Source organism: Leptotrichia massiliensis (assembly GCF_900104625.1).
GTDB classification, from domain to species: Bacteria; Fusobacteriota; Fusobacteriia; order Fusobacteriales; family Leptotrichiaceae; genus Leptotrichia; species Leptotrichia massiliensis.
Map to the genome: position 1 here is coordinate 1619400 of NZ_FNVZ01000005.1, position 17609 is coordinate 1637008.

Genomic DNA, 17609 nt, shown 5'->3' on the forward strand with positions numbered 1-17609 from the left:
AAAAATAAACTCCAACTCCACCATGCAATCCACCTGGTCCAACACCTACATTAGCTGATAAGCACGAACTTAAAGCTAAAGCCAATAAGACCAATATCAAAAGCTTTCTCATATTTCCTCCATTTTAAATTTATTTTGTTTAATGTATTTTACAATTATAATCTTAATTTTTCAAGTTTTTTATTCATTAAACTTGTCTGATAACTTAAATCCCAATACTATTTATACAAATTCATTGATTCTTTAAACTTGGCAATTTTGTTTTCAAGCTCTTCTTTTATTCTTCTTTCTTTTTCCACAGCTTCAGGTTTTGCCCTGTTTACAAAATTCTCATTAGATAATTTTTTCAATACTTTATCCAGTTCAACTTGAGTTTTTTCAATACTTTTCTCCAATTTTTCAATTTCCTTGTCTAAATCAATTAACTCTGCTAACGGAACATAGATCTCAGTTGTATCAACCAATCTAAATCCTACAAGTTTTGGAATTTCCACATTAAATTCATATTTTTCAACATTTGCCAGTTTATCCAGTATTTTGGCATTATTTTGTAAAATATTCCTTGCATTTTCATCAGCTGTCTTGAAAATAACTTCAATTTTCTTAGATGGGGAAACATTTGCTTCTCCACGGATATTTCTAATTGCCGAAATAATTTCCTTCAGATAGTCAAATTCCTTTTCAGCCTCAATATTTATAAACTCTTTTTCCTCTTCTGGAAAATCTGATAACATAATTGTTTCTTCGCCAGTCTGTAATTTTTGCCAAATTTCCTCAGTAATAAACGGCATAAATGGATGCAGCATTTTCAGCCCTTTATCAAGAACATGTCTTAACACCCATTGTGCCACAACTTTATCACTGCCTTCCTGTCCATAGACACGTGTTTTGGCAATTTCTACATACCAGTCACAGAAATCTCCACGGAAAAATTCGTATGCCAATTTTGCAGCAGCGTCCAGTTCATATTTTTCCATATTTTCATTAATTAATTTTGAAGCAGTCTGCAATTTGGATAAAATCCATTTATCTTCAAGTTTAAATTCAGAATTATCCACAGTTGTTGAAACATCAAAATCTTCCAGATTTGACAATACAAATCTTGATGCATTCCATACTTTATTTGCAAAAGCTGAACCCATTTCAAGCAGTTTTTCTGAAAAATGGATGTCTTGCCCTTGTGAAGTATTGTATAAAAAGCTGAATCTTATTGCATCTGCACCGTATTTTGCTATCAAGTCAAGCGGGTCAGGCGAATTTCCTAAAGATTTACTCATTTTTCTACCTTTTTCATCCCGTATAATTCCGTGCAGATAAACATAATTAAATGGAATTTCATCTTTTATGTAAAGACTCATCATTACCATTCTTGCTACCCAGAAGAACAATATGTCTGCCCCTGTAACAAGTGCATTTGTTGGAAAGAATTTTTTCAGATCTTCAGTTTCATTTGGCCAGCCCAATGTTGAAAATGGCCATAATGCTGATGAAAACCAAGTATCAAGCACATCAGTTTCTTCCGTCAAGTTCACATCTTTTTCAAATTTTTCACGTGCCTGCACTTTTGCCTCTTCCAGACTTTTTGCCACAAAAACTGTTCCGTCTTCTGAATAATAGGCAGGTATTCTGTGTCCCCACCAGATTTGACGCGAAATTGTCCAGTCCCTTATGTTTTCCAGCCAGTTATAATAAACTTTTTCCCATCTTTTTGGCGTAATTTGAATTTCTCCATTTTTTACAACTTCTAGTGCTCTTTTTGCAAGCGGCTCCATTTTTACAAACCATTGCGTAGAAACTCTTGGCTCAATAATCGAATTACATCTGTAGCAATGCCCCACAGCATTTTTATGATCTTTCACTCCAACTAGCAGTCCTTGCTCTTCCAAATCAGCAAGTATAGCCTTTCTAGCTGCAAATCTTTCTAGCCCTTGATATTTCCCACCATTTTCATTTACATGCGCATCTTCTGTAAAAATATTTAAAAATGCAAGTCCAGTCCTTTTTGCCACTTCAAAGTCGTTAGGATCGTGTGACGGAGTCATCTTAACTACTCCAGTCCCAAATTCCATATCCACATATTCATCTGCCACAATTGGAATTTCTCTGTTCATAAGAGGCAAAATTACAGTTTTTCCAATCAGATGCTTATATCTTTCATCATTTGGATTTACTGCAACCCCTGTATCTCCAAGCATTGTTTCAGGACGAGTCGTAGCAATTACAAATTCCTCATCACTATCTTTAATCGGATATCTAATTTCCCAGATTTTTCCATTTTTATCCTCATGATTTACCTCATCATCAGCAAGTGCTGTCTTGTCGTGCGGACACCAGTTTACAATGTATTCTCCACGATAAATAAGCCCATCATTGTAAAGTTTGATAAACACTTCCTTTACAGCTTCCGAAAGCCCTTCATCCATAGTAAATCTCTCTCTTGTCCAGTCCAGCGAAACTCCCAGTTTTCTAAGCTGCTTTGTAATCAGCCCGCCATGTTTTTCCTTCCATTCCCAAGTTCTTCTCAAGAACTCATCATATCCAATTTCCTCTTTGGAAGTTCCTTCATCAGCCAGCATTCTCTCAACTTTATTTTGCGTAGCAATCCCAGCATGATCCATCCCCGGAATCCAAAGTGTATCAAAGCCGCTCATTCTCTTATACCTAATAATAGTATCCTGTATTGAATTATTAAGCATATGCCCCATGTGCAAAATTCCTGTAACATTTGGCGGCGGAATAGCAATTGAATATCCTGGCTTTTCTGCATTGTGCTGTGCATTAAAATACCCTTTTTCTTCCCATATTTTATACCATTTATCTTCTATTTCATTTGGTGAATAAACTTTATTCAGTTCGTTTGGCATTATTTTTCCTCCTGTTTTAATTATATATAGTTTTTATTTAAATTTTTTTATTTCACAAATCATATTGTATATTTTATCACAAAGATGAGTTTTTTTCTACTTTTATAAAAAAATTAACAAAAAAAGCTCACTAAAATGATTAATCATCATTCAAATGAACTTTTCATATTAAATCTTTAAAATTAAATTTCTAAAATGCTGTAATCGTTGCAAGTAGCCCAAAGACTACCCCTGGAAAGTTTGCTGCTGATAAAGGATAATCTTTTTTTTCCTTTAAAAGCCCATAACTTGTCCATATCGTACAGTTAACTGCTGCTGCTAAAGGCTGTAAGAAAAATGTTTTGTGTCCGTGCAAATTTCCCATTATTTGTGGAACATAAGACACATACATTATTACAGAAAGTAATGTTCCAATCCATCCTAAGATTTTTAAATTCTTTTCACTCATTTTGTTCTCCAATCTTTTAAATTTCAATAAAATTAACAAGTATTAATAATAAAAGTATATCACAAAGTCTTTTGAAAAAACAACAAAAAATCAAATTAAATTTCCCTTGACATTACAATAAAAATCCGATATAATATCTTTGTAAATTTTGCCGCTTTAGCTCATCTGGTAGAGCAACTGACTTGTAATCAGTAGGTGGTTGGTTCGAGTCCGACAAGCGGCACCACTTTATAAAAATCACTCATATTATAATTTAGAACTATTTTATTTCAGTAAAATAGTTTTTTTTTATAAATTTTTGAAAATATTAACTTTAATTTTTGGTATTAAATTATAAAATATTTTATAACTCAAAAAGAATAATAATCATAAAAATTTATAATAATATTTCTTTAAATTCATTTGATATTTATTCATTTATAAATTTTGATTCTTTATATTCCAAATCATTTAAAATGATTTCAATTCTTCTATTATTATATCTTCCTTCTACAGTTTCATTTGTATCCATAGGTTCCTCCCCACCTTTTCCTATAATTTTCACAATGGAAAATCTTTTATCTAATCCATATTCCCGCAATAATTTAGCTGCATTTATTGCTCTTTCCAAAGATAATTTTAGATTATGTTTTTTTGAACCAGTTGAATCTGTATGTCCTATAATTTCAAGAGAACCTTTTTCTATATGGACATTAAGCATATTTGCAATGTATTTCAAATCATAACTTTCAGATTCATTCACTTTTTCTCCATCTACCTTAAATCCATGAACTACGCATTTTCCATCTGTTATAATACAAGGCAGAAATCCAAAATTTATCTGAGTTGACATTGGGTTTTCTGGAATATAATTAGTATTTCCCATATTAATTTTTTCTTCTTTTTTTAAAATTTCCTCTGCCTGCACACTCATACCTGTTACTATCATCAAAAGTATAATTAATTTTTTCATAATCTTTGTTTCCAATTTTACTTACCTTCTTGATTTTCAAATTCCACATTATTCAAAAGAATTTCAACCCTTCGGTTATTATATCTACCTTCAACTCTGTCATCTGTATCCACAGGCGAATTTGCTCCTTCACCTTTTATTTTTCCAAAGGAAAATCTTTTATCTAGCCCAAATTCCCTCATTAATCTTGCAAAATTTTTTGCCCTTGTTTCTGATAATTTTAAATTATGTTTTTGTGAACCTGTAGAATCTGTATGTCCTATAACATCAATTGTCCCTGATTTGCCATATTTATTCAATATATCAACAATCTCTCTAATACTAGAAACTTCTGATTCATTCAGAACATTTCCATCTACCTTGAATCCTCTTATAACACATTTTTTCTCACTTACAGAACAAGGTCCTCCTAAATGTGCCATTGCATTTATTCCAACTGCCATTACCAAAAATATAACTGCTTTCTTCATTACTATCACTCCTTAATATTTTTTCGTTATAATTATACCACATTTTTGTAAAAAAAAAGAAAAATCTGATAAAATCAAATCTTTCTTTCATAAATTAATTTTAATTATTATTTTTTAGTTTTTTTCGCTAATAATTTGTTGTGTTCCTTTATTACTTCGTTGAAGTTTGCAAGTACATTTTCTGGTGTCCCTTCCTCAGTCTGTGCAAAGAAACTATCACTTACAGATGAATGCGAAGCTTTTTCCTTTTTCTCTATTCTTTGGATAAATACATTTACAGATTGTCTAAATTTATTTGCTTTCTGGATAAATTCACTGTGGTCTCCAGGATTATATCCTTCTTTTCCGAGTTGTTTTGTATTTTTTATAGATTTTTCAAATTTGTTAAAAAGTTTATCCATTTTTTCTTGAATTTTTTTGAATTTTTTGGCATTTCCTTTTACTGTAAAATCGCTTGCATCAAGTTCTTGCTTATGGATTTCCTTTATAATTTTATCGCCTTCCTCAATAAATATAAATTGGTTGTATGTTATAAATTGTTTTCGTTTATCATAATCTTTTATCATCAGTTTTTTGATTTCATTGGATTTTTTTTCAAAAACTTCTTTATAACTTTTTGTCACTTGATTATATTTATCTAGTGAAGCAAGTAATTCTGTATGCAATGTTTGTGCTTTTGCGTAATTATCTTGTAAATATTGTTTGTTTTTGTAATATGTTTTCATTTCTTCAGCAACTGGCAACATTTTTTCAAGTATTGGAATCATAGCAATCGCCTTTTTATCTAGTTCATCTTTTTTGTCCTTGCTTGCTGATAATTCCTTTAATTTATCAATAAAGTTTTTATCTATAGCAATATCTGCTTCAATATCTTCAGTCTGAATATTTTTAAATTGTTTATCCATTCCTGCATCTTCAAAATAATACAACAACCCTTTATCAACATTTAATATTCTGTTATAAAATCGTATATGTTTATTATATTTATCTTTGTTTTTCTCTAATACAATCTGTTCCTTTGAAACACCACTTAACGATTTCTTTTCTACCTTTCCTGTTTGCCACGATAAAAAAACAATAACCAGCATTATTACTACTATTGCTCCTATTTTTTTCATATACCTTTTTCAATCCTCCTTTATTTTTTAACATCTAATTTATTTTAAAAATTTTTATTAACCATGTTTTAACTTCTTTGAGTTTAATTTCAAATTTATTTCACTACCTATATAATTATAATAATTTTTACAGATAATGTCAAATAAAAATAATATATTTGTAAAAAAAAATTATTTTACATATTCTGAATAATATTATATAATCTAATTAACAATTTTAAATTTATAGAAAGAAGGGATACAAATGAAAAAATTATTAGTTATTATTTCAATGTTTATGGTATTTTTAGTTGGATACGGAAAAACAAAACCTTTTGAGGTAAATATGGAAATTGGAGCAAAGATTCCTAGCTTCGAGTTAAGAGAATTTAGTGGAAAATATATAAAAAGTAGAAAAATATTGAATAATGGTAAACCTACATTATTAGTATTTGCTGCTGAATGGTGTCCACACTGCCACACTGAATTACCAGAAGTTCAAAAATTTTATGATGAAAATAAAGATAGTATAAATGTAGCAGTTATATTTACAAGCAGAAGAACAAATTTAACATCAACAAAGCAATTTGTTGCAGAAAATAAATTTACTTTCCCCGTTTACTACGATGCCAATCAATCATTAATGAAAGGATTTAAAATTAAAAGCGTTCCAACTAACGTTGTAATTCAAAATTCAGTTATAGAAAATATTAATGAAGGAATACTGGATTACGATAGTTTAAAACAATTATTCTATATTAATTAGTTTTTTTGATTAAATAATCAAAAAAATAAAAATTAGTAAGTTTTATAAGTTTTTTGAATTCATTATTACAATCATTTTACTATTAAATCTACTAAAATAATTATAAAACATGATCTAATAACTAGACATAAAAATCAGTTTAAAGATCATGTTTTTTTATGACAAAATAACATAAAATTTATTTTTTCACTTGTATTTAAAACTTTTCAATATCAAACCAATAATAACAAACAATATTATTGTACACTCAAACCTATTTAAAATTAAACTACTAAAATAATCTACATTAATAAAAATATGGACTAATCCTAAAAAATATTAAGAAATATTAGTCCATATAATTTTATGCTCCGAATTATAAAAATCAATACAATTTAGTTCCACATTCTGGGCAGAATTTACTGCCGTTTGTTTTTGTACCGCATTCTGGGCAGAACTTTGGTGCGGCAGCGTTTCCTACAGATTGCTGGCTGTTTTGCATTTGATTTGACTGGTTCATCTGATTTGCCATCTGCTGTCCCATCATCATTCCCATCTGCATACCTGCCATACTTCCAGCCATATTTCCTGCTCCTCCGCCATTTTCCATTGAGTCAGCCATAGACATTTGAGTATATTTATTTACATCTCCAACCATACTTTGTCCTGCCGCCTTTTCCTGCATTCTCTTGACTTCTTCTGGGTAACTGAAGCTGGAAATAGAAAAACTAGGAATAGAAAGTCCTATTTTTCGCATTTCAAAGTCCATATCTTCTTTTATGCCGTTCCCTATTTCAAATGAATTTACCTGAAGATTGAACATATCCTTTCCTTCTCTTGCTATCCATTTCATAAGAAGCTGATCCAGCATTGAAATTACTCTTTCCTTTACATCATCAATATTAAATTGCTGTTTAATTCCAGCAATTTTATCAATTAATACGTTATGGTTATCGACTTTACAAGCCATTGTACCAAAGGCTCTTATTGGCATCCCTCCTGGAAGTCCTGGTGCTGGAATATTAATGGCGTTTTTGGTTCCCCACTTTACAGTGATTTCTTTTGTATTGACAAAAAGCACTTCTGCTCTCATTCCTGAATTAAATCCAAATTTAAACCCCTTCAATGTTGATAGAAAAGGCACAATTTGAGAGGCAATATCATAACTTCCCTCATTTTCAAACACACCTTCTACTTTTCCATTAAAAAGAAAAATTGCATCCTGTCCAGGTCTTATAATTAATCTTGAACCTTTTTTTATTTCCTTATTTGACCATTTCCAAAAAATCATCTCATCATTAAATTGCTCCCATTCTACTACGTTCGCAAGCTGATTGCCAAATAATCCCATTTTAAACTGCTCCTTTCAATTTATAAACCCATTTCCTTTTTCAATCTTTCCAGTTCTTCATCAACTGCTGATGAACTTTCTGATTCTCCACTGTCATATTTTTTCATAAGATCATCTACTTCATCTTTTTTAGGTGAATTAAGCTCTATAGACGCATTTGCTTCATCTAACATTCTATCTACTTTTTCTTCAATAGAATTAAATGAGTCCATTTTCCCGCTTATTCCAGTAGAAGATGTCATTGAGTTAATTTTTTCTGCAGATTTTGCCATTTTTATTTTTGCTTTTATTTCATTTCTTTTTGCATTAAGTTTTTGTATATCTGATGTAAGTTTATCATGCATTTCTCGCATTTTCAAAGAATTTTCAACTGCAATCATTTTTTCCTTTTCCAAAGAATCCAGCTTTATCTTGATAGACTCCTTCTTTTCCAAAAACATTCTTGCGTCCGCTTCATTTCCAGCTTGAAGAGCTTTTTTTGCATAATTTTCCATTTTTTTAATTTCATCTTCACATTCAGCAACTTTTCTCTTCACAGCACTTTCTTGTGCCATTACAGCAACAGTTTCGGCCTTTACACTACCTAGATCCTTTTCCATATCTCTTAGATACTGATCTATCATTTTTTCAGGATCCTCCATTTTGTCCAATAATGCATTAATATTAGACGACATAATTGTTTTAAATCTTTCTAAAATACCAGCCATTTTTATTCCTCCTAATTATTTTATTAAATTTTATTTATATAAATAGTAAATTATTGCTGCAGCTACAATTATTGCTGCTATCACAGCAAATGCTATCTTAATTGCAGATTTCGGATATTCTCCCACCATTATTCCACTTTCTCCATTTATAAGAACTTGATAGGATTTTCCATTAAAAGAATAAGACATTGAATACACAGGCAATAATAAAAGTCTATAATATTCATTGCTCCAATAAACATCAAATCTTATATTCCTTACCCTGTCATATCTTCTTAAAACATCCGAACTGATAGTATTATAAATTCTATTTTCCATTATTTGCTTAGATTCTTCATATCCTTGCCTCATAGGAACCTTAAAAATTTCAGAATTATAACCTGACAAATACCCGGAAGTAAAATCTATTGTATCATCCACATTAAATCCGCCTAGACTTTTTAGAAGACTGTCCTTTAATGTTCTAGAGGCCCGCATTATTACATTTTCAAATTCATTTTGAACATTTCCTCTTACAAAATACCAGTCTGTAACTATCCTAGTCTTTATTTTCCCATCTTCTTCATAAGTTTCTGTTCTATCGATTCCTCCTTCAGCAGTATACTCACTATCCGCATCAGTATCAAAAGACCAATATGGAAGATATATCCCTGTAACTTTCCCACTTTGATACAAAGTTTTCAGAACATTTGGAGCAAACCATCTTTTTTTTATCCATTCTGAAAAAAGCTGACCAACTTCTTTTTTATCAATCAAAAAAGGCTTCATTCCATCAGGTTCCAGCACAGATACCGCCTTTTCACTAAGCACAATATTTGAATCGCAGTAAGGACATGTTTGGGAAGTTTCAAAAGCATCCATTTCAATTGTAGCTCCGCAAGAACTACACTCCACAATTGTCTTTCCTTCACTTATTTGATTTTTTATTCTATTTTCATAATTATTTATACCATGTCTTTTGTTTGTAAAATTTTTTAGCAATTCTTCTTCTGTTCCACAATTTTCACATTTCAAATTCCCAGATTTTGGATCAAACCGCATCATTCCGCCACAATTTTTACATCTGAAATCATCACTTTTCATATTAACCACTTCCTTATTTAAATAACACCATTTTTTATTTAAATTTTTCCTAAACAATATAAAAAATTATTTTTTCATTACTTTACATTATACCATAAAAAAATGTAAAAAGTCGTAATAAATAAGACTTAAAAACAAATTATCACTAAATATTTTATTTAGGTAAACAATTACAATTTTTAGGAAATAACTCAAAAATTGCATTATATTTACCTATTTTGTATGGTACACTTCTATTGAAAGGTAAGCAATATAATTTATGTTAATTAAAAATACATTATATATCTATCTAAAATTAGACTTATTAAATGTTTATTTCAAGGAGGAGTTTATCATGAAAAAATTTAAATTTTTAGCTATATTTTTATTTTCTGCAGTTATTGGATTAGCAGGTATATCTAAATCATCCACGAGTTCTTCTGATGTAATTAAGAGCCCTGATTCAAAAAATGCAATGTATATACCTAATGGTAATGGATTTACTAAATACATGTCAACTTTAGGATTGTCACAAGATATACTTAATGATATCAAATCTATACTAAATAACATAAAAGGTCAAACAATATATGTAAGAGATTACTAATGTACCAAAGACTAAAAAGCTTAGGGGCAAGTGATATAACTAATTCATCTGATGAAATAGTCAAAACTGCAAAAGCTAAGTACGGTTATAACATATATATAGTTAGATTTTAGTTATAAGTTGTAATTATTATTTTAGTATTTTAACATAACATTTAATAGTTTATAATTTTAGTAATTTAATTCTACTTAACCAATAACTTTAATTAAATTAAACTGTTTCATTAATTTAGATCTGTAAAGTTTATGAAACAGTTTTTTATTTTTTATCAGAATTAATATTTTAATAAATAAACATCGAATCTCCAAAACTATAAAATCTATACTTTTCTTCAATAGCTTTCTTATAAGCCTCAAAAACAAACTCCTTACCACCAAATGATGAAATTAACATAATTAAAGTAGATTTTGGCAAATGGAAATTTGTAATTATTGCATCAACAATTTTAAAATTATAATCTCCATAAATAAAAATATTTGTATCCCCTTCTGAAGCTATGAGCTTTCCATTGTCATCGACTGAAGATTCCAATGTTCTTACTGAGGTCGTTCCTACCGCAATTACACGATTCCCTTTTTCTTTAGCTTTGTTAATAATTTTAACAGTTTCTTCAGGAATTCGGTACTTTTCGCTGTGCATTTTATGATCCAGAACGTTTTCCACCTGTACTGGACGAAATGTTCCAAGCCCCACATCCAAAAATACTTCTGTTATAATAACTCCTTTTTCACGGATTTTACCTAAAAGTTCATTTGTAAAATGAAGACCTGCAGTCGGTGCGGCTACTGATTCCCCCTCTTTAGCATAAACAGTCTGATATCTATCCTTATCCTCCAGTTTTTCCACAATATACGGTGGAAGCGGCATTTCTCCCAATTTATCCAAAATTTCCTCAAATCTTCCTTCAAAATTAAATTTTATAATTCTGTTCCCATCTTCCTTTATTTCTAGAAGTTCCGCCTCTAATACTCCCTCCAGAAATATAAGTTTTTGTCCAATTTTTAATTTTTTAGCAGGTTTTAGCAAAACTTCCCACGTATATAAGTCATATCTTTTTAAAAGAAAACATTCCAGCACAACCCCATTTTCCTTATGCCCAAACAATCTTGCGGGAATAACTTTCGTACGGTTAATTACTAAAACATCATCTTTTTTTAAATAATCGATAATATTATAAAATTTTTTATATTCTAATGTTTTTTCTTTTTTATTTAATACTAATAATTTTGAATGATCTCTCGGATTTACAGCATGTTGTGCTATCAGTTCCTCAGGCAGTTCAAAATCAAAATCTGAAATTTTCATTTAATTTATTTCTCCTATTTCTGTATTTTCTTTTTTTTATTTTTTTATTTCAAAGGAAACAGGGAATTTAATAATTCCCTGCCATAATTATTATTCAATTAATATGCTCTTCCAATTTCAAAAGTTTTGTATGTGTCTACTCTATTATACCATCCTTGTAGCCATCTTCTCTCATTTCTTGGAGCATTTCTCACACGTCTTGCCAACACATCCTTGGCAGAGTTGCTAAATTCTACTAATGCACTTTGTCCTACTGCTGTTCCTTTCATATTTTCAAGCACTTGTCTTAATCCCCAAGCTATATTATTGTATGCAGAAACACCTTTCAATCCTTCACCTTTAAAGTTTACGTAGTCAATCAACGCATAAAGTCCATTAGGAGTATTTACCATTCTTTCAAACTGATTTCTTAAATTTTCCTTGTTTGAAGACGCTTCAATCATTTTATCAAGTGAACCTTTTAACCTGTCATAAATAAACATTACTTGAATATCTCTTGTATTATCAAAAAATGCAATTAATTCTTGAATATCCTTATCACCATTAGCTTTTTTAGCCATTAATTCCGATTTACTGCTCCAAGGCGAATATCTAAATTCCGAAAGTAATTTTGGCAATGTAATACCTTGCTGTTTATAATAAGCAACCATATCAGGCAAGCTATCTCCAAAACCTTTTCTTCCGCCACTTGCTTTAAACCAAGTAAAATGTCCTATTCCAAGTGATGGAAAATTTTCTCCATCATTCCAGTCAACTAAATTATTTCTAATCCCGCCTGTTTCATTTTGGAAAATTTTTTCAGCTACAGCTAATAATTGCTCTTTTGATAATTTTACATCAGGCGTACCTTGCTGAGTTTTCCTATTTGCTGTATAAGTAGTATCTACATTTGGACGTTCATAACTTCCACTATCACGCATATTTCTTAAACTTGTATTTACATTTAAGTCAATGCTCTTATTGTTATATTGGTCCTTAATTAATTTTTCCAATTGAGAATTGCTAACATTTGTTCTTGTTGAAGCTACTAATTTTGGTTCAGGTTTTGGCGTATTTACAGTTTCAATTTTTTCTGATGCTGAAACCACATCCTTTATATTCTCACTTCCAAATGATATTATTGAGTATGTTAAGCCTAATAACAATGCTCCTGTCTTTTTAAAAATTCTCCTATCACTAATCATTAATTCATCTCCATTCTTTTTGATTAAATATTTTCTGATGTTTTAAGTTCCTTTTATAAAAATTTTATGGTAAAATAAAAATCTGAAATTATTTAATCCTTTTGTTAATTCTTAATTTTATTTATAATTTCTGCCCCACAACAACTCTATCCAGTCCAGCTAAATCCTTTATAACTTCTACATTTTTAAAGCCTGAGCTTGTCATAATTTCAGCAACATTTTTCCCCTGCTTATAGCCAATTTCAAATAGCAAATACCCTAAATCAGCCAAATAATCAAGTGCTTTCTGACAAATCTCATAATAAAAATATAATCCATCATTTTCTGCAAAAAGTGCTTCACTTGGCTCATGCAATAAAGTGTCATCTGACATAATACCAGCTTCATTAAGGGAAATATACGGTGGATTTGACACTATCATATCAAACTGCTTAAATTCAACATTTTCAAATAAATTTGATTTTAAAAATTTTATATTTGAAACTTTTAGAAGTTCCTTGTTTTTTTCAGCAGTTTCAAGTGCCTTTTCGGAAATATCCACACCTAATACATAGGAATCCTTTATTTCCAATGCGGCTGTTATTCCTATTATACCACTTCCAACGCCAATATCAAGTATTTTTGGATGAATTTTTAAATTTTTTTCTAAATTTTTATTTTTTTGAATGTTATTTTTTAAAATTTGAATTATTTTTTCAACCAAAATTTCAGTATCCTGACGTGGAATTAAAACTCCCTTGTCAACGTAAAATTTTCTTCCATAAAATTCCTGTTCATTTAACAAATATTGAACTGGAAATTTTTCACGTCCTATTTTTTGAATAAAATATCTGATTTTTTCGATTTTTTCATCTTCAATTTCATCTCTATATTTTGTAAAAAGCATCATTCTATCGACATTCAAGACATGTGAAAATATAATTTCAGCAATTAGCTTACTTTCATCAATACTATTCTTTTCAAGATATAAAATACTTTTATCAAGCAATAATTTTAACTGCTTTTCAGATTTTTCCATATTTTCAAAATCATTATTGTCAGATATTTTTTTATCATTATTTATAACATCGTTTAGTTTTTCTCTAATTTTTTTTAACTCGTCTTCTGATAATATACGCTCAAATTCAGCATAAAGCATTATTCTTTCCATTTCCATCACTTCTGAAATTATACTTTCTGCTGTCAACCTAGCATTTTTTATATTTTTTTTTTCCAAATAATTAACCGATTTATTCAAAATATCCAGCAAATTATTCATTGCTACTTCCAACCTCTTTTAATAATTCTGCCTGTTCATAAGCGATTAATGCATCTATCATTTCATCTAAATCCCCATCTAGAACACCATCTAATCTATGAAGAGTCAACTTAATTCTATGATCGGTAACTCTTCCTTGAGGAAAATTATATGTTCTTATTTTTTCAGATCTATCTCCACTTCCAACTTGCGAACGTCTTTCGTTTTCAACTGCACTTCTTTGTTTTTCGTATTCCATTTCATATAGCTTAGAAGCCAGTACTTTCATTGCAGCCTCTCTATTTTTTATTTGTGAACGTCCATCTTGCGAAGTTACCACAAGTCCAGTTGGCAAGTGAGTAATTCTTACGGCAGAATCAGTAGTATTTACGTGCTGACCACCCGCTCCGCTTGATCTGTATGTATCAATCTTTAAATCACTTGGATTAATTTCAACTTCACTTACATCATCTATTTCAGGCAATACCGCAACTGTAATTGTAGATGTGTGAACTCTTCCAGAAGATTCAGTAGCCGGAACTCTTTGTACACGGTGAACTCCACTTTCAAATTTTAATCTTGAATAAGCTCCATTACCTTTAATCAGGAATGTTACTTCCTTCAGTCCGCCAACACCAATTTCACTTTTGTCAATGATTTCAGTTTTCCAACGGTTTCTTTCTGCATATCTTGTAAACATTCTGAAAATATCAGCTGCAAACAATGCCGCTTCATCTCCACCCGCTCCAGCACGGATTTCCATAATAACGTTTTTATCATCATTAGGATCTTTGGGAAGTAAAAGGATCTTTAATTCTTCTTCAAGCTGTGGAATTTCTTCTTCGATTGAATGAATTTCTTCAAGCATCATTTCCTTCATTTCTGAATCTTTTTCAGCTTTTAAATCTTCCTTCAAGCTTTCCATTTCTTCTTTACGATTTTTGTAATATGTATATTTTTGAACAACTTCATCAATACTGTTTAAAGCCTTATTGTACTCCATAATTTTCTTTGGATCTGAAACAACTTCGGGATCCATAAGCATTTCTGTAAGTTCCTTATGCTTTAAAACAACATCGTCTAATTTTTGAAACATAATTTATTTTTCAACTCCTAAATTTTTAAATAATTTTTGAACTTTATTATATTGATTTTTTTTAATAAAGTAACTTTCAACACCAATTATTGTAGCATATTTTTAAACTTTTTTCAATTTTTTCTTGTACAAATTTCTATCAATTATTGTATGGTGTATTGTATAATCAAATGCAGTACTAATGTAAAATATACTGCTGAAAATACAACTAAAAAAATGAGACAAAAAAATTCTGTAATAATTAATTTAATCCTTGTTAAAAAAATTTAAATTTAATTTTTAATTATTTATATAAGGGCTTTTTATTCAGATTTTCAAAAACTGTTTATTATTAATGAATATTTTTTTATATTACTATGTTTTTTCTTTTTTATTTTCGTAGGATTGCTCATTGCCGCAAATCCTACAACCTATGGCTAGTCTATGACATTTTTCTGTGCTGACAAAAAACTCGCTATGCTCAGACAGTTTTGCCATCACAGAAAAATGCTCCGACAAATTAATTTATACTAGAATCTGTTTAAAAAATGAAAATTATGTTTTAAGTTCTTAAATTTAGAAAACATTAAATAAAAAAACCATTATTAATCATAGTATTTATAAATAAAATTATAAAAGTCCTTAAGATAAATAATTAATGATTAAAAGGCTTTAATTCCATAAATTTTCTCATTTTTACTATTTAAATGGGAAATAGTATCAGATAGAATAGAAATACAATATTTATCCAAAAGAAAAAAGGGCAAGAAAGCCTTCTCCTGTATGGAAAGTCCCTGCCCTTTATATCTGTTTCATTCCTTTTTATCAGTCATTATCCATTCTAATATTGTTTCAATATCTACACTTCATACATTAATATATCCTATTTCCGTATTTGTCCTTGCAATAATAAATTTCATCATCCCCTTCATAACACTTTACACATCTTTCAGCTGCTATTCGACCTGCATTTTCTAAATGGCTATATCTTCTGCAGTGCATCCTATAACTGCCACAGCAATAATAGCCATCAATAAGATTTTCTTAAATATTGCATATCATCTTCTTTTTATCAATTAAAATATTAAGTTTTATTCTTTAAGTTAGAAAAATTTGTAATAAATTCGTTATTTAAAACAGATTTAGTGTTAATTATACAAAATCCCAAATTGCAACATTACAAACAATATGATAAATGCAACTGAAAATCCAAGCAGTCCACCCGCAAGAACTTCTTTTATGCTATGAATTCCAGATTTAACACGGCTCTGTGCTACCAGCCCTGCCATAAAAAAACCTAAAATTAATATTCTTATGTCAGATGTCATAAAAAGCAATATTCCAAAAGCTGCAAAAGCTATGGCGCTATGTCCGCTCGGCATACCTCCTTCAAGAGGTGTCCCTTTTTGAAAAAAGGATTTTAGAACGATTACTAAAATTCCAACCAGAAGTAATATTAAAAGTGTAATATTACCCTTTCTTCCAGCTATAATATGCAATTTATTCGTACCATCAAAAATATCTAGCAATTTATCATAAAACAGCAAATATCCAACACAAACTGCATTTATTGCCGCAACTAATACTGCTCCAGCCGCCACATCCTTAGCCAATTTTGCAAGTGGATGCCGTTCAGGAGAAATCAAATCCACAAGTGCTTCAACGGCTGTATTTATAAGTTCCGTAATTATTACAAAACATACAGACAGGGAAATTACAAGAATCTCCACTTTGCTCGCATTTATCAAAATTGCCAAAATCACGATAACAATTGCCGCAAGTATATGTACTTTCATATGCTTTTCATTCCGTAATGCTGAAATCATACCATCAATTGCAAAATTAAAGCTATCCACAAGCCGTTTATCTCTTGCTCTTTCCTTTTTGATATCCCAATTGTATCTATCTTTTTTATGAAACAATGAAAATATTGACTTTTTATCTTTCTTAGTTTCTTTATCTCTATTTTCTTTATTTTTTTCTTCCAATTTTCTACTCCTTTCCACTTTTAATTACAGGTAAATTTATCTGCAATAATTAAATTTACTCAAAATTTCTTCTTCCCGTCTTCTCATAACAACTTTGTCTTCCTCTTCAATGTGGTCATATCCAAGCAAATGTAACATCCCGTGACACAAAACATAATAAAATTCCCGCTCATCAGAATGTCCGTATTCACTAGATTGTTCTTTTACACGCTCGATTGAGATTACAATGTCGCCTAACATATTCATTGCTCCGAAGTTTTCAGTTTCATTATAAGCAAAAGAAATTACATCGGTTGGAGTGTCTTTTTGACGATATTCACGGTTTATTTCCTGAATTTGCGCATTTGTTGTAATTAATAATGACAAATAATATTCATTTTTGTCAAATTCTTCCTTGTATTCATCTGTTAAGATGTAACTGACAAATTCCTTTATTTTTTCATCATCAAAAAAATTTTCAATTTGGTCGATATTATAAGTTATATCAATGTTTAACATAGTTTTCTCCATTTTAGTT

General features: G+C 29.9%; 17 protein-coding genes and 1 tRNA gene. 3 read left to right on the forward strand and 15 right to left on the reverse strand.

Annotation, left to right across the window (positions count from 1 at the left end):
- Window positions 1-218: 218 nt before the first annotated feature.
- A complete protein-coding gene (locus tag BQ5344_RS11715; RefSeq protein WP_071125446.1) occupies window positions 219-2864 on the reverse strand; it encodes a valine--tRNA ligase in 2646 nt (881 codons plus the stop codon).
- A gap of 190 nt (window positions 2865-3054) precedes the next feature.
- Complete coding sequence (locus tag BQ5344_RS11720; protein WP_071125447.1) at window positions 3055-3312, reverse strand: SemiSWEET family transporter; 258 nt, start codon at window positions 3310-3312, stop codon at window positions 3055-3057.
- A 150-nt stretch (window positions 3313-3462) separates the two neighbouring features.
- Between BQ5344_RS11720 and BQ5344_RS11725 the strand changes: the two genes are divergently transcribed.
- Window positions 3463-3538 (forward strand) — tRNA-Thr (locus tag BQ5344_RS11725).
- A 183-nt stretch (window positions 3539-3721) separates the two neighbouring features.
- Here BQ5344_RS11725 and BQ5344_RS11730 read toward each other — a convergent pair.
- The 3 genes from BQ5344_RS11730 to BQ5344_RS11740 form a co-directional block, all read right to left on the reverse strand.
- On the reverse strand, window positions 3722-4264 hold the full coding sequence (locus BQ5344_RS11730) for an OmpA family protein (RefSeq protein ID WP_071125563.1): 543 nt from the start codon (window positions 4262-4264) through the stop codon (window positions 3722-3724).
- Window positions 4265-4281: 17 nt separating this feature from the next.
- Complete coding sequence (locus BQ5344_RS11735) at window positions 4282-4734, reverse strand: OmpA family protein (RefSeq protein ID WP_071125448.1); 453 nt, start codon at window positions 4732-4734, stop codon at window positions 4282-4284.
- 107 nt (window positions 4735-4841) lie between these two features.
- Window positions 4842-5852: a YiiG family protein gene (locus tag BQ5344_RS11740; RefSeq protein WP_071125449.1), complete on the reverse strand. Its 1011-nt coding sequence runs from the start codon at window positions 5850-5852 to the stop codon at window positions 4842-4844.
- 244 nt (window positions 5853-6096) lie between these two features.
- On the opposite strand from BQ5344_RS11740, the gene BQ5344_RS11745 reads away from it, so the two are divergent.
- Window positions 6097-6597 (forward strand): TlpA family protein disulfide reductase, encoded by a 501-nt coding sequence (locus tag BQ5344_RS11745; RefSeq protein ID WP_071125450.1) that lies wholly within the window; start codon window positions 6097-6099, stop codon window positions 6595-6597.
- Window positions 6598-6961: 364 nt separating this feature from the next.
- Here BQ5344_RS11745 and BQ5344_RS11750 read toward each other — a convergent pair whose 3' ends face one another.
- The 3 genes from BQ5344_RS11750 to BQ5344_RS11760 are packed head-to-tail and all read right to left on the reverse strand — an operon-like array spanning window position 6962 to window position 9717.
- Complete coding sequence (locus BQ5344_RS11750) at window positions 6962-7927, reverse strand: SPFH domain-containing protein (RefSeq protein ID WP_071125451.1); 966 nt, start codon at window positions 7925-7927, stop codon at window positions 6962-6964.
- A gap of 20 nt (window positions 7928-7947) precedes the next feature.
- A complete protein-coding gene (locus BQ5344_RS11755; protein WP_071125452.1) occupies window positions 7948-8634 on the reverse strand; it encodes a PspA/IM30 family protein in 687 nt (228 codons plus the stop codon).
- 30 nt (window positions 8635-8664) lie between these two features.
- On the reverse strand, window positions 8665-9717 hold the full coding sequence (locus tag BQ5344_RS11760; RefSeq protein WP_071125453.1) for a TFIIB-type zinc ribbon-containing protein: 1053 nt from the start codon (window positions 9715-9717) through the stop codon (window positions 8665-8667).
- A 334-nt stretch (window positions 9718-10051) separates the two neighbouring features.
- Here BQ5344_RS11760 and BQ5344_RS11765 point away from each other — a divergent pair, with 334 nt between their 5' ends.
- A complete protein-coding gene (locus tag BQ5344_RS11765; protein ID WP_071125454.1) occupies window positions 10052-10303 on the forward strand; it encodes a hypothetical protein in 252 nt (83 codons plus the stop codon).
- Between the two features lie 282 nt (window positions 10304-10585).
- Here the strand turns inward: BQ5344_RS11765 and queA are convergent, their stop codons facing one another.
- The 7 genes from queA to ybeY all read right to left on the reverse strand — a co-directional run bounded on the left by queA (window position 10586) and on the right by ybeY (window position 17590).
- Window positions 10586-11608 carry a tRNA preQ1(34) S-adenosylmethionine ribosyltransferase-isomerase QueA gene (gene queA, locus BQ5344_RS11770; protein WP_071125455.1) on the reverse strand — a complete coding sequence of 341 codons (1023 nt, stop codon included), beginning with the start codon at window positions 11606-11608 and terminating at the stop codon, window positions 10586-10588.
- A gap of 98 nt (window positions 11609-11706) precedes the next feature.
- Window positions 11707-12792, reverse strand: a complete 1086-nt coding sequence (locus BQ5344_RS11775) for a hypothetical protein (protein WP_021770278.1) — start codon at window positions 12790-12792, stop codon at window positions 11707-11709.
- 121 nt (window positions 12793-12913) lie between these two features.
- Complete coding sequence (gene prmC, locus BQ5344_RS11780; RefSeq protein WP_071125456.1) at window positions 12914-14050, reverse strand: peptide chain release factor N(5)-glutamine methyltransferase; 1137 nt, start codon at window positions 14048-14050, stop codon at window positions 12914-12916.
- Window positions 14043-15125, reverse strand: a complete 1083-nt coding sequence (gene prfA / locus BQ5344_RS11785; RefSeq protein ID WP_071125457.1) for a peptide chain release factor 1 — start codon at window positions 15123-15125, stop codon at window positions 14043-14045. Before prfA ends, prmC begins: the two co-directional genes overlap by 8 nt.
- Window positions 15126-15977: 852 nt before the next feature.
- Window positions 15978-16106 (reverse strand): hypothetical protein, encoded by a 129-nt coding sequence (locus BQ5344_RS12540; RefSeq protein ID WP_268872985.1) that lies wholly within the window; start codon window positions 16104-16106, stop codon window positions 15978-15980.
- 146 nt (window positions 16107-16252) lie between these two features.
- The gene (locus BQ5344_RS11790) at window positions 16253-17092 is read right to left on the reverse strand and encodes a diacylglycerol kinase (RefSeq protein WP_268872986.1); all 840 of its coding nucleotides are present in this window, start codon (window positions 17090-17092) and stop codon (window positions 16253-16255) included.
- A gap of 36 nt (window positions 17093-17128) precedes the next feature.
- Window positions 17129-17590, reverse strand: coding sequence for an rRNA maturation RNase YbeY (gene ybeY, locus BQ5344_RS11795; protein WP_083378259.1), 462 nt, complete (start codon window positions 17588-17590; stop codon window positions 17129-17131).
- Window positions 17591-17609 lie beyond the last annotated feature (19 nt).

What these genes read in the sequence shown, in the direction of transcription:
- BQ5344_RS11715 (WP_071125446.1), bottom strand. Translation starts at nt 2,864, where the DNA reads ATGCCAAACGAACTGAATAAAGTTTATTCACCAAATGAAATAGAAGAT.
- BQ5344_RS11720 (WP_071125447.1), bottom strand. Translation starts at nt 3,312, where the DNA reads ATGAGTGAAAAGAATTTAAAAATCTTAGGATGGATTGGAACATTACTT.
- BQ5344_RS11730 (WP_071125563.1), bottom strand. Translation starts at nt 4,264, where the DNA reads ATGAAAAAATTAATTATACTTTTGATGATAGTAACAGGTATGAGTGTG.
- BQ5344_RS11735 (WP_071125448.1), bottom strand. Translation starts at nt 4,734, where the DNA reads ATGAAGAAAGCAGTTATATTTTTGGTAATGGCAGTTGGAATAAATGCA.
- BQ5344_RS11740 (WP_071125449.1), bottom strand. Translation starts at nt 5,852, where the DNA reads ATGAAAAAAATAGGAGCAATAGTAGTAATAATGCTGGTTATTGTTTTT.
- BQ5344_RS11745 (WP_071125450.1), top strand. Translation starts at nt 6,097, where the DNA reads ATGAAAAAATTATTAGTTATTATTTCAATGTTTATGGTATTTTTAGTT.
- BQ5344_RS11750 (WP_071125451.1), bottom strand. Translation starts at nt 7,927, where the DNA reads ATGGGATTATTTGGCAATCAGCTTGCGAACGTAGTAGAATGGGAGCAA.
- BQ5344_RS11755 (WP_071125452.1), bottom strand. Translation starts at nt 8,634, where the DNA reads ATGGCTGGTATTTTAGAAAGATTTAAAACAATTATGTCGTCTAATATT.
- BQ5344_RS11760 (WP_071125453.1), bottom strand. Translation starts at nt 9,717, where the DNA reads ATGAAAAGTGATGATTTCAGATGTAAAAATTGTGGCGGAATGATGCGG.
- BQ5344_RS11765 (WP_071125454.1), top strand. Translation starts at nt 10,052, where the DNA reads ATGAAAAAATTTAAATTTTTAGCTATATTTTTATTTTCTGCAGTTATT.
- queA (WP_071125455.1), bottom strand. Translation starts at nt 11,608, where the DNA reads ATGAAAATTTCAGATTTTGATTTTGAACTGCCTGAGGAACTGATAGCA.
- BQ5344_RS11775 (WP_021770278.1), bottom strand. Translation starts at nt 12,792, where the DNA reads ATGATTAGTGATAGGAGAATTTTTAAAAAGACAGGAGCATTGTTATTA.
- prmC (WP_071125456.1), bottom strand. Translation starts at nt 14,050, where the DNA reads ATGAATAATTTGCTGGATATTTTGAATAAATCGGTTAATTATTTGGAA.
- prfA (WP_071125457.1), bottom strand. Translation starts at nt 15,125, where the DNA reads ATGTTTCAAAAATTAGACGATGTTGTTTTAAAGCATAAGGAACTTACA.
- BQ5344_RS12540 (WP_268872985.1), bottom strand. Translation starts at nt 16,106, where the DNA reads ATGCACTGCAGAAGATATAGCCATTTAGAAAATGCAGGTCGAATAGCA.
- ybeY (WP_083378259.1), bottom strand. Translation starts at nt 17,590, where the DNA reads ATGTTAAACATTGATATAACTTATAATATCGACCAAATTGAAAATTTT.